We start from the raw sequence: 12,593 nt of genomic DNA on the forward strand, positions 1-12,593 counted from the left end.
CAGGATTACCATTTATAGAGTGAAACCGTAGCAGCCTCAACCAATTTCATTTGATCAGGATGGTAATTATTGTTGAGGACGATGATGGTTTTATTTTCCTCAATGAAGCGTACAATAATGGTTTTATAGCCTGGGTTGTCCCCTGTATGCATGACCATCTTTTCAAATGGACTTTTTGGCTCAATATCCCATCCGAAACCATAATAGCTGCGAGTTCCATCATTCAATCTATAGGGTTCAAAGGCTTCCTGAAGAGTTTTCTGACTGATTAATTTTTCTCCGTAAAGCACCTGATCCCAAATCAGCAAGTCTTGTGCAGTGCTGCTGACTCTTCCAGGTCCTTTTCGATTGCCAAGCCAAACTGTATAATCTGATGAGTGGAAGCGATTGGCATTGACGTAATTTCCATTTTCATCCTTTAAATGACCTGCTGCGAAATTGGGAACTTTGGCTTTTTCTTCCAGACTTCGAATACTCGTGCTTTTCATCCCAAGCGGTTCAAAAATCCACTCGCTAGAAAGCTCCACAAAGTCTTTTCCTGTTGCTTTTTCTACAATGCTTCCCAAAAGCACATAGCCTGTATTACTGTATTGGTATTTTTCTCCAGGTTCAAAAAGTTTGGGAGGAGCATACTTTCGTAAGTATTCCAAGATTTCCGGGTTTCCAGCCACTTTGCTTTTATCCCAATGCTCATCCATGATGGCCTGATAATCCGGCAAGCCAGAAGTATGTGTCAATAAATGCCGAATATTTATGCCTTTGTAGGGAATGTCCAGGTATTTCTCCACCGGATCATCAAAATCCAATAAGCCTTTTTCTTTGCATAGCATGATCATCATTGCCGTGAACTGCTTGGAAACGGAAGCCATTTCAAAAATATCACCCGTTTTCAAGGGAATGTTTTCCTCGTAGCTCCTCATCCCAGTAGCTTTTTCGAATAGGATTTCTCCATTTTCAGCCACTAAGACAACTCCCGAAAATCCATCTGCAGATGCATGCTCAAAAGCTTCTTCGAGCAGTTTCTTTTGGGCAAAAACGGAGAATGCTGAAAAAAAGGCTAGGATAAAAAGGATTTGTTTTCTCATGGTTGGATTTGTCTTTGGATAAATTCAATAGCGGCTTCATAGGCTTTCACCCAATTGCGATGAAGGATGAATGAATGTACTTCATCAGGGAAGACTAACTGCTCGACAGTAACACCCTGCTTTCCCAGGACCTCCGCTAATTCCACAGATTCTGAGAAAAGTACATTTCTATCATCGTCACCGTGAATCAGCAAAACGGGATCTTCCCAATTTTCGACATAAGCCATAGGAGATGATTGAAAGGCTAATTCGGCCATCTCGGGAAATTTTTCAGGTTCGTACCAAGGAGCAAAAACAGGAATATCCTGATTCCAATTATGAACACCGTGAATATCCACCCCAGCAAGGAATTTCTCTGGTGCTTGTGCAAGACCATGCGCAGTCAAAAAGCCTCCATAACTTCCGCCCCAAGGGATGATTTTTCCGGCATCCACATCTGGTCTAGTTGCTAGATAATCTGCTGCAGCCAGCAAATCTAAAACCTCACTTGCACCTCCTGCTCCATAGTTTTCTTCTTCACGAAAGTCCATTCCATAGCCAATTCCACTTCGATAGTTCAGCGTCAAAGCAATAAAACCATTGGCGGCGAAATATTGCTGCAATGCATAGGCATTGCTATAATATTGAGAGTAATTGAATCCCAAAAGCATCTGTCTTCGACTTCCTCCATGCAGGAAAATAACCGCTGGATATTGCTTGTTCGGGTCGTGATTAGGAGGAAGAAAAAGCTGAGCCCTGCTTTTAAATCCATCGGAAGCTTGGATATCAAGTCCGATAGGGGTTACGAGATTTTTGGGGAAATTTTCTGGGAATAGCTCTTCCGCCAATAGGTTGTTTTGATTGTAGTATCGAATAACCGGCCAAGCAGGTCGGGTAGCATTCGCTGAAAGATAAGCTATGCCATTTTCTATCCGGACAGGAGTCCAGTTGATATTTCCTTTCTCTGTAAGGTCCTCCAGGTTATAAGAAGTTAAATCGAGTCTATAGATTTTTCTCCGTTCGATGTCTCCGATATTGCTGGTAATCAGTAGCTCATTTTTCGTAAAGGAAGTATTCACCTTTTCCACAAACCCTTGTCCTTTTGTCAAGTGTTGAACTTCCCCATTGGAAGGATTGACAGCATACAATTGAACCCAGCCATTTTTTTCCCAAGGGAAAACCAAGGAGCCGCTTGGTGTCCACCAAATTCGATCTGATTCAGCAGGAATGTCCCGAACCACGACCGAGCCTTTTCCGGGATCAGCTCGCCAAACTTCCGAAGCCTCCATTGTTTCAATGCTTAAAATCCGAATGCTCCAAGGATTAGCTTCCTTGTGAGAAGTGAAGGGAAGTTTGTTGTTCACATTAGGGATGCGCAGGTAGGCTAGTTTTTTTCCATCCGGAGACCAAGCAGGGTAACGGTCATGATCAAGACTGGTTTCTGGATAGCTGAGGGTTTTTTTTTCTCTGTTCCACAGACCGATATAGGAGTGATCTCCTCGATTGGATACGAATGAAATCCACTTTCCATCCGGGGAAAAAGCATAGGAGCCAATCGAACCTCTAGCCTGAAAAACCTTAGAAGAAGCATTCTCTGAACCTATTTCCAATTGATGTAAATCCCTCCCTTTTCGGAAAATCAATAGCTTGGAATCCGGAGAAAATACGGGTCCGCTTCCTTCTGATAGGAGCTTTTCCTCACCGTTTTGGAGATTGATCAAATGGATTTTAAAATCCGTGTTTTCCTGAAGTTGGGCAGGATTGGCGGCTTCACCAGCAGAGTTTTTTGAATTTCCCCGAACATAAACTAAATACCTGCCATCCGGTGAAAAAGTCAAGGAGCCAATGCCGATCCCAATATCACCCTCATAGGAAGTCAATGATTCAGCTTTAAAATCTGGAGCCTTTGCAAAAAAGATATTCCGTTCTCCTTCGGAATTAAATACCCAAGCGACAGCTTTTCCATCAGGACTAGCAATGAGGTCAGTTGGGAAAGGGGCGGCAAGATAATCGGAGATGTTTTGTGATTTTCCAGGGAGAGTGAGAGAAAGGAAAACCAAGGCAAGGAAAAAGATTTTCTTCATAGTGCTATGTGTTTCAGACAATTTAGTGATCTGTGGAGGGCTTTCAAAGTCCAAGTGATTCAGAAACTTCCGCTGGTCAAATCTTTTGTTTTTTTCGAGCCAAAAAATGTAGATTCCCTATTCTAAACAATAAACCCATGAGTAGAATAATCTTGATTTTTTGTGTTTTTATAGGGTTCGTTCGGGAAAGTCAAGCACAGTTTTCTCAGGCGAGTCGAGATTCAATTCAAAAGCTCAGTCAGGTAGATCATCAATTGATGATGAAAATGCTCGGCATAGAAAGTCTTCGACCTGGACCTTCGGGGAACCCTTCTGCTCCCAATGCAGCAAACTCGGATGAAAGCAAGGCCAAAACCTACGAATCTGTTCCTAATCCATGGATTTTTGAGAATGGAGAGCCGGTAAAGACAGTTTCTGATTGGGAGAGGCGAAGGGAAGAATTGTTTGAACTCTTTGATCGGGAAATGTATGGAAGAACTCCCGAGAATTTACCAGTTGTCAATTGGGAATTGGTTTGGGAAAAAGATAGCCTAATAGGAGATGTGGAGGTGATCTATAAAAGCCTTAAAGGCTGGGTGGATAACTCTTCTTTTCCTTCCATTTCCGTTGCCATCGATTTTGAATATGCCCTTCCTAAAAACAGGAGTGAAAAGGTTCCTCTGATCATGGAATTTGGCTGGAGGTGGCCGCCTGGAATGCGTAGACCTCCTGCTCCTCCAGGGCCTAGTTGGCAAGAATTGGTCTTAAAGGCTGGATGGGGTTTTGGAGTCATCATTCCAACGAGTTATCAAGCCGACAACGGAGCGGGATTACGTGCTGGAATTATTGGCTTGATGAATCAAGGTAACCCTCGAAAATTGGATGATTGGGGCACGCTCAAAGCTTGGGCTTGGGGAGCGAGTAGGGCTTTGGATTATTTGGAAACTGACCTATCGGTAAATTCTGAAAAGGTAGTCATCGAGGGGCTTTCTCGCTATGGAAAAGCTGCTTTGGTAACTATGGCTTATGATTCCCGCTTTGCCGTAGGATTGATCAGTTCATCCGGGGCTGGCGGAGCAAAATTACTTCGCAGAACTTTTGGAGAGCAGGTGGAAAATCTAGCCAGTTCAGGTGAATATCATTGGTTTGCTCCAAATTTCATCAAATATGCCGGGCCACTTATACCGAATGATTTGCCGGTGGATGCTCATGAATTGATAGCACTTTGTGCTCCTCGGCCTATATTTATTTCGGTCGGTTCTCCTGAAGTTGAAGGTCAGTGGATTGATGCGAAGGGGATGTTTGAGGCAGAAGTTTTAGCCGGACCTGTCTATGAATTATTGGGCAAAAAGCCCTTGCCGACGGACCAATTCCCTCCCATACAGACCTTTTTGAAAGAAGGGGACTTGGCTTTTCGCCAGCATGAGGGAGGTCATACTGTGGGGCCTAATTGGCCCTATTTTATTGAGTGGGCAAGGAGGTATTTAGACAATTAATGAAGATTTAAGTACCAAGTATCTGGTATCAAGAAGATGGAGGATTTGTTGAAGTCATCTATTTGTTTTAAAAGTATGAAGCCCCGAGTTTTTATTGTTTTTCTGATTTGTCTTTTTCCTGTTTTTGGATTTTCGCAGGGAAAGAAGGTAGTGTTTATCATTTTGGATGGAATACCAGCGCCAGAATTGGAACGGGTTGAAACTCCTAATATGGATGAGATAGCCAAAAAAGGAGGCTATTCCAGAGCCTTTACCGGAGGGGAAAGGGGTGGAGAATCCGAGACTCCAACCATTTCTGCCGTAGGATACAACTCACTGCTAACTGGGACTTGGGCCAATAAACACAATGTTTGGGATAATGATATTGAGTCTCCTGATTATGCTTATTGGTCTGTTTTTAGACTAATGCGTGAAGCCCGTCCAAAATCAAAACTAGCTATATTTTCTACCTGGGAAGATAATCGGACCAAACTCCTTGGCGAGGGATTGGGTGAAACAGGAAATTTGAAATTGGATTTTGCTTTTGATGGTTTTGAAAAGGATACCTTGCGTTTCCCGCATGATTTGGAGAAGGGCTATATTCAGAAAATTGATAACCTTGTCTCTTACGAGGCAGCCCATATTTTGAAGAACCAAGCCCCCGATCTTTCTTGGGTTTATTTAGAATTTACTGATGATATGGGCCATAGTTTTGGAAAAAGCCCGCAATTGACTGCAGCCATCGAATTGGCAGATCGTCAAGTAGGTAGAATCTGGGAAGCAATTGAGTTTAGGGAGAAAAACTTCGGGGAGGAATGGCTGATTTGGATTACCACCGATCATGGCCGAAAAGCTCCCGACTACAAAGACCATGGAGGACAAAGTGATTCAGAAAGAGAAATCTGGATGGTAACTAACATCTCCAATCTAAGTGAAAAATTCTATTCAGGGAATGCCGCTATGGTGGATATTTTACCTACTCTGATTGATTTTATGGGAATTCCTGTTCCGGAAATGCAAAAGCAAAATTGGGATGGGACTTCCTTATTGCAGAAAAAATAAAGGCTCGAGAATTAATCCCGAGCCTTTGGTTTTTTAATCCATTCCTCCTTTTCGAGTTGGGGATCGCTGGGTTGGCCAGCTTGTTGGGTTACCATCTCTTCCAACTGGAATTCTTCGCTCACGGGATACCATTTCCGGTTCCTCACTTGCCATGTAAACCATGATTGCAGCAAGAATCACATTATTTTGAACATCATCGAAGACGATTTTGTCATAGGTGTCCAAATTCGTGTGCCAAGTGTAGTTGAAATAAGACCAGCTTAACGAACTTAAAGAGAATGCCGGCACGCCAGCTGCTACGAATGAAGCGTAGTCAGATCCTCCGCCACCAGGGTTTCCAGGGAAAGTGGTGTTGATGTCACGAGTGATTTCTCTAGGAACTTTGGACATCCATCGACCCAAGTAATCATAACTGTGGATGAATCCCTGACCGGAAATATTTGCAACTCTTCCTGTTCCATTATCTTGGTTGAAAAGGGCCTGAATCTTACCCATCATTTCTGGATGATCTTCTACAAAAGCACGAGAACCATTCAATCCCTGCTCCTCAGAACCCCAATGTCCCACTAAAATAGTACGTTTTGGATTTGGATAAACTTCTTTCAAAATCCGCATCACCTCCATCATCATGATGGTTCCTGTTCCATTGTCAGTTGCACCGGTACCTCCATCCCAAGAATCAAAGTGTGCAGAAAGTAGCACATACTCATCTGGCTTTTCTGTGCCTTTGATCTCTGCGATCGTATTGAAGGTTGGCTGAACGCCGGTTTCTTTGGATTGAGCATTGAGATGAATCATTGGCTTCTTTCCGCTATCAGCCAATCTATATAGCATTCCGTAGTCCTCTAGCGACAGGTCTACAGTAGGGACTTTCTTGGTGTAAGCAGAAAAGATCTTATTGGCACCAAACCCTCTAGACCAATAGCTAGTGAGGACTCCCAAAGCACCTGCGTCTTCAAGGGCTTGAGGTAATTCCCGACGGCCAAGCCCAGTTTTTTGGATTCTTGCCTGCCAGGCACGTTCGAAAATGCTTCGCTCTGCCTTCATCTTTTCGAAGGACTCTTCAGTAGCCCATTCTTCCCAGTTGTAGTCTGGACGACCGGTAAGCTGAGGCGCAGATATCATTACATATTTTCCTTTGACATTCGGTAGCCAAGCTTGGAAAGCAGCCGAATCCTGCAAGTCTGGAAGGATAATTACTTCTCCGCTTGCACCGCCTTCAGGAGAAGCAGGAGACCAAGCGAGTTGGGTGCCGGAAAGAGACTTTACCCAAGGCTCCATCATGTCGATGTGCGTAATGCCACGATCCCATCCGCGCCATTCACCCCACTGCTCATTTCGAGCTTCAATTCCCCATGATTGGTATTTTTCAACCGCCCAGTCATGAGCATCTTGCATTTGAGGAGAACCCACCAATCGAGGACCAATTCCATCCATCAGTTCATGGGCAATTTCCTTAAGCTGGGAATTTTCCCGAGCTTCTTGAATGATTTTTTCAATCACTTCATTTTGCTGGGCCTGTGCTTGTATGCCGAATAGCAATAGAAGCCCCATTCCAAAAAGGTAGCGTTTTTTCATATTTCAAGGAGTTTAGAACTTAAAAGTATAGGAAGCTATTGAGAATTCTAAAACCACTGGTGGAAATGCCTGGAAGAATGAGTTTTTATGATTTTTTTCAGAAAGTCTCTTTTTCGCCCTCCATTCCTTGAAAAGGAGGTGGATTTTTTGTTGGGATTGAGTTTATTTACCTATTCGGAAAAAACGAACAACAATGAACCCAAAATCAGAGCTTTTAGCCTTTTTAAAAGCAATCATTCATAATAATGCAGAAGAAAAGTCTTTGAATTGGCTGGATGAAAAGGCTCAAAAAATCCAAGATTCAAAATCAAAAAATGCCTTTTATCTCGCTTTTTCGCAGGCTTCTCGCTTTTTTTCAAAAGACAATCTTCAACTAGATTCTGAAGCAAAACAAAAAGCAGATACGCTGATAGCTGGATTTCAGCCTGAGTTTTGGAATGTTCTTCAAACAGCCAGAACTTACCTTTTGCTTCATTTTTCTTTGGAAAAAGACGAGTGGTTGAAAGCTATTAATCAGCTTTTTGAAACCGGTGATTTGTATGAGCAACAGGCACTTTATGCTTCCTTGTCTTTGATGCCTTTTTCTGAAGAAATGCTTCCAAGAGCGATTGAAGGATGTCGTACCAACATGACCTTGGTTTTTGATGCCATTGCCTTGAATAATCCCTATGCTCCCAAACATTTCCCTGAGCTAAATTGGAATCAGATGGTATTAAAGGCGGTCTTTATGCAAAGACCACTTTACAGAATACAGCAATTGGAGCTGCGAAGGAATCCCGCCTTGGCGGAAATCGCCTCAGATTTTGCGCATGAGCGTTGGGCTGCAGGACGTAATGTGATGCCAGAACTTTGGAGGTTGGTTTCTCCATTCGTGAATGAAAAGTTTATGGGAGATCTGGAAAAAGTGATGAGCTCAGAAGATTTGCTCGAACAAAAAGGAGGTGCTTTGGCACTTTATCATTCAGATTTTGCTCAAGCAAAAGAATTATTAAATAAATACCCCGAATTGATTCAGGAGATCGAGAAAGGAGCAATTTCTTGGGAAGAAATCGGTCAGGAATATCAAGATACGAGAGTCTAAAGCTAGACTACAAAAAATTAGTAAACTCAAAATAGTATTAATATGCCCATGTATATAGACCCCCATATTCATTTAGTCTCCCGAACTACGGATGACTATGAAGCCATGCACAAGGCGGGGATAGTTGCCACGATCGAGCCTGCCTTTTGGTTGGGTCAGCCTCGTACGGAAGTTGGAAGTTTCAAGGATTATTTCAGCACTTTGGTTGGTTGGGAGCGTTTTCGAGCCAGTCAGTTCGGGATTGTTCACTACTGCACCATGGGATTGAATAGTAAAGAGGCGAATAATATTCCTTTGGCAGAGCAGGTGATGGAATTGCTTCCTCTTTATGTAGGAAAAGAAGGGGTGGTTGCCATCGGTGAGATTGGATATGATGATCAAACTGAGGCCGAAGACCGATTCTATCGAGTGCAATTAGAATTAGCGAAAGAGGTGGATTTACCGGTGCTTATCCACACCCCACATCGGGATAAAAAGCGTGGAACAACCCGCTCCATGGACGTAGCTGAAGAACACGGAATGGATCCGGGATGGATTATCGTGGATCATAATAATGAAGAAACCGTGAAGGAAGTGTTGGATCGGGGATATTGGGCTGGGTTCACAATTTATCCGCATACCAAAATGGGTTCCGAGCGTATGGTTGAAATCGTCAAGCAGTATGGCCCTGAACGCATTATTGTCAATTCCGCAGCGGATTGGGGAATTTCAGATCCATTGGCAGTCCCTAAGACGGCCGATTTGATGCGAAAAATGGGTATTCCTGAGGAGCATGTTCAGATGGTTACCTATAAAAATGCACTTGCAGCTTTTTCAATTTCAGGCCAAATGCATGAGGATGACTGGTTGAAAGCTCCTCCTATTGATCAAACCAAAAAAATGAGTGGTAATTCTGTGCTTCGTGGAGGCCAAGTGCCACGAGTAGAGGGGCCATCCGACCGAGTAGAAAATTAATCCATGAAGGGAAAGCTTTTTGCTTATTTGCAAATTACCCGTCCTGCTAATGTGGTCACAGCTGTGGCCGATGTCTGGGCGGGTTTTGCTATTGCTGGTGGCTGGAGCTATTTAATTTCGACCTGGAAAGACGGATCCGGATTTTGGATTAATCTCTTGTGGCTTTCCATCAGTACGATTGGCTTGTATGGAGGCGGAGTCGCATTTAATGATATTGCAGATGCGGAATTGGATGCGGTGGAGCGTCCGGAACGTCCTATACCTAGTGGCCGAGCAAAAAAATCCACAGCTATTATTGTAGCTAGTCTTCTCTTGTTTTTTGGGGTTTTGGCAGCTTTTCAGGTTAATCACCTTGCAGGAATTTTAGCCATAGTGATTAGCCTTTGCGCCCTAACCTATGATTACTGGGGAAAGCATCAAAACATCTTTGGCCCTATTAACATGGGGCTTTGCCGTGCTGGGAACCTATTGCTTGGAGTGGCTGTGGCGCCGGAAGTTTTGGAGAAAGTAGGGCCGATTGGAATACTTCCTTTGATCTATGTGGCGGCGATCACCATGGTGAGTCGGGGAGAAGTGCATGGAAAAAATAGACGAGCTCTCTTCGCAGGATTGGGGATGTATGCTGTCATAGTGATTGGAATATTTCTTTTAGCCAAAATTCAGGGGCCAAATTATTGGCATGTAATCCCCTTTTTAGCCTTGCTTTCTTATATGATTTTTCCACCGCTTATCAGAGCTATTCAAACTGAATCCCCACAATTAATCGGAAAATCGGTCAAAGCTGCCGTAATTTCTCTCATCATCGTGAATGCGTCTTTAGGTGCAGCCTTTGAAAGCTGGGAGATAGGATTGGTTGTTTTGGCCTTATTACCCTTATCTTTGATTCTGGCCAAAGCCTTTGCTGTCACCTAGATTTTGGCTTAAAAAGAAACTTTCACGGCCAAAGACCAATTATTTCCATATGGATACTATTCTTCAGCAGTCCTTTTCGGTTTCTTTCAATTATCCGGTTTGCTTTACGGAAAATCTATTTTCTGCTGAAAATCCAGTTTTTGTTAACGTCTTAGAAAAAGGAAAGAAGGTAAAGACCTTTTTTGTAGTTGATAGCGGGGTGGTTGAGGCTTTTCCAAATTTATTGGAAGAAATAAAGACTTACGCTTCACATCATAAAGAGCGATTCTTTCTGTGCGCAGACCCATTGGTAGTACCGGGTGGAGAAGCTTGTAAAAATGATCCAACCATTTACCAGCAAGTAGTTCAGGCCACAAATGACTTTGGGATTGATAGACATTCTTACATCGTCGCGATTGGTGGAGGAGCTGTTTTGGATATGGTTGGTTTCGCAGCTGCCATTTCCCACCGAGGGATTCGTTTGATCCGAATTCCAACGACTGTTTTATCCCAAAATGACTCAGGTGTAGGTGTAAAAAACAGTATCAACTACTTCGGGAAGAAAAATTACCTAGGAACCTTCACTACTCCGATTGCTGTATTAAATGACTTCAATTTCCTCCAAACATTGGATGATCGTGATTGGAGATCTGGAATTTCAGAGGCTTTAAAAGTGGCTTTGATTAAGGATTTGGACTTTTTCGAATGGTTGGAAGCTAATGCTTCAGACATGGCGAGACGGCAAATCGAGCCGATGAAAACACAAATAATCCGATGTGCCCAAATGCATATGGATCATATTGCGGGAAGAGATCCATTTGAGTTTGGGTCTTCCCGTCCCTTGGATTTTGGTCATTGGGCCGCTCATAAATTGGAGCATCTCAGCGAGTATCGCGTGCGGCATGGGGAGGCTGTTGCCATCGGGATTGCATTGGATTCTACCTATTCCCACCTCTTGGGCTGGATTAGTCATGATGATTTGAATCGAATTTTACAGGTAATTCAGACTTTAGGCTTTTCACTTTACGAACCGGAACTTTCAGGAGAAAATTTAATTCAGGGGCTTCGGGAATTCCAGGAGCATCTAGGCGGTGAGTTGACCATCATGCTGCTAGAAAAGCTTGGAAAAGGAGTTGAGGTGCATGAAATGGATGAAGAGTTAATTCGAAAGGCAATTGAATTTTTAAAGGAGAAAAGCCAAGAACCAAAGCTGATTTAAGCATGCAAGTTGGACACTTTCAATTCAGTTATTGCAGTAATATTCACCCCGGTGAAAGTTGGGAAGCAACCTTCGAAAATTTAAAATCCTACATTCCTCAAATCAGAGAAAACCTTCAATGGAAGGGGGCATTTGGGATAGGCTTAAGACTTTCCAACGAAGCGAGTTTGGAACTGGAAAAGAAGGATGAATTAGCCGCTTTTCAATCTTGGCTCGCTCAAGAAAACGCCTATGTTTTTACACTGAATGGCTTTCCTTATGGAGATTTTCATCATACCCGGGTAAAAGATCAGGTTCACTTTCCTGACTGGACTACTGACGATCGAAAAAATTATACCATTCGATCATTTCGAATTTTAGCCCAATTGCTACCCGATGGGATGAGTGGAGGGATTTCAACCTCACCTATTTCCTACCGACACTGGTTTAAAACTCCCGAAGAAAAGGATGATGCAATGCAAAAAGCTACAGCCAATTTGATGGAAGTAGTAGCAGAGCTTGCGAAGATTCAAACCGAAACAGGGAAAACCTTGCATTTAGACATTGAACCGGAGCCAGATGGAATTTTAGAGAATTCTGATGAGATGCTTTGGCTTTTTGATTCCTGGCTAATTCCCAAAGGAGCGCCGATTCTTTCTCAAAAGCTTGGAATTACCCTTTCTGAAGCTGAAATATTGATTCTGGAGCATATCCAAGTATGCTACGACGTTTGCCACTTTGCAATTGTTTATGAGCATCCGGCAAACACTTTTTCCAAATTCAATAATGCCGGAATTAAAATAGGCAAGATCCAAATTTCAGCTGCTTTGAAACTGGATTTGGGAGAAAATAGAGCTGAAATTCAGCAGAAACTACTTCCCTTTGCTGAATCGACTTACCTGCATCAAGTGGTTGGTAGAAAGGCAGATGGAAGTCTTGTCTCCTATTCAGATTTGCCAGAGGCACTTGAGGCAATTCAAGATGCTGAGGAGAAGGAATGGCGAATTCACTTTCATGTACCGCTATTTGTAGAGTCTTATGGCCAGTTTTTTTCGACTCAAAGCAGTATCTTAAATGTCTTGAGTGAATTAAGGAATCATCCTGAAATTACAGAGCATTTAGAAGTAGAAACCTACACTTGGGAGGTTTTGCCGGATGAAATGCGTTTGGAATTAGGTGAGTCAATAAGTCGGGAATTGGAATGGGTTCTTCAACGATTGGAGTAAG

The 12,593-nt window shown here is 43.0% G+C and carries 10 protein-coding genes; 7 read left to right on the forward strand and 3 right to left on the reverse strand.

Annotation, left to right across the window (positions count from 1 at the left end):
* Window positions 1–5 precede the first annotated feature (5 nt).
* Both NY014_RS12600 and NY014_RS12605 read right to left on the reverse strand, forming a co-directional pair.
* Entirely contained in the window at window positions 6–1,085 is a 1,080-nt protein-coding gene (locus NY014_RS12600; protein ID WP_259414945.1) for a serine hydrolase domain-containing protein, read from the reverse strand.
* Window positions 1,082–3,148, reverse strand: coding sequence for a S9 family peptidase (locus NY014_RS12605; protein WP_259414946.1), 2,067 nt, complete (start codon window positions 3,146–3,148; stop codon window positions 1,082–1,084). Before NY014_RS12605 ends, NY014_RS12600 begins: the two co-directional genes overlap by 4 nt.
* 137 nt (window positions 3,149–3,285) lie before the next feature.
* Between NY014_RS12605 and NY014_RS12610 the strand changes: the two genes are divergently transcribed.
* Both NY014_RS12610 and NY014_RS12615 read left to right on the forward strand, forming a co-directional pair.
* Complete coding sequence (locus NY014_RS12610) at window positions 3,286–4,623, forward strand: glucuronyl esterase domain-containing protein (protein WP_259414947.1); 1,338 nt, start codon at window positions 3,286–3,288, stop codon at window positions 4,621–4,623.
* Window positions 4,624–4,698: 75 nt separating this feature from the next.
* Window positions 4,699–5,664, forward strand: coding sequence for an alkaline phosphatase family protein (locus tag NY014_RS12615; RefSeq protein ID WP_259414948.1), 966 nt, complete (start codon window positions 4,699–4,701; stop codon window positions 5,662–5,664).
* 33 nt (window positions 5,665–5,697) lie between these two features.
* Here the strand turns inward: NY014_RS12615 and NY014_RS12620 are convergent, their stop codons facing one another.
* Complete coding sequence (locus NY014_RS12620) at window positions 5,698–7,242, reverse strand: M20/M25/M40 family metallo-hydrolase (protein WP_259414949.1); 1,545 nt, start codon at window positions 7,240–7,242, stop codon at window positions 5,698–5,700.
* A 193-nt stretch (window positions 7,243–7,435) separates the two neighbouring features.
* Between NY014_RS12620 and NY014_RS12625 the strand changes: the two genes are divergently transcribed.
* Genes NY014_RS12625 through eboE form a run of 5 tightly spaced genes read left to right on the forward strand, consistent with a single transcriptional unit; the run spans window position 7,436 to window position 12,592 of the window.
* A complete protein-coding gene (locus tag NY014_RS12625) occupies window positions 7,436–8,323 on the forward strand; it encodes an EboA domain-containing protein (RefSeq protein ID WP_259414950.1) in 888 nt (295 codons plus the stop codon).
* Window positions 8,324–8,365: 42 nt separating this feature from the next.
* The gene (locus tag NY014_RS12630; RefSeq protein WP_259414951.1) at window positions 8,366–9,277 is read left to right on the forward strand and encodes a TatD family hydrolase; all 912 of its coding nucleotides are present in this window, start codon (window positions 8,366–8,368) and stop codon (window positions 9,275–9,277) included.
* Window positions 9,278–9,280: 3 nt separating this feature from the next.
* A complete protein-coding gene (eboC, locus tag NY014_RS12635) occupies window positions 9,281–10,189 on the forward strand; it encodes a UbiA-like protein EboC (RefSeq protein WP_259414952.1) in 909 nt (302 codons plus the stop codon).
* A gap of 49 nt (window positions 10,190–10,238) precedes the next feature.
* Window positions 10,239–11,387, forward strand: a complete 1,149-nt coding sequence (locus tag NY014_RS12640) for a 3-dehydroquinate synthase (RefSeq protein ID WP_259414953.1) — start codon at window positions 10,239–10,241, stop codon at window positions 11,385–11,387.
* A gap of 2 nt (window positions 11,388–11,389) precedes the next feature.
* Entirely contained in the window at window positions 11,390–12,592 is a 1,203-nt protein-coding gene (eboE, locus tag NY014_RS12645) for a metabolite traffic protein EboE (protein WP_259414954.1), read from the forward strand.
* Window position 12,593: the final 1 nt, after the last annotated feature.

The organism is Algoriphagus limi (genome assembly GCF_024919275.1).
In the GTDB taxonomy this organism is placed as follows: domain Bacteria; phylum Bacteroidota; class Bacteroidia; order Cytophagales; family Cyclobacteriaceae; genus Algoriphagus; species Algoriphagus limi.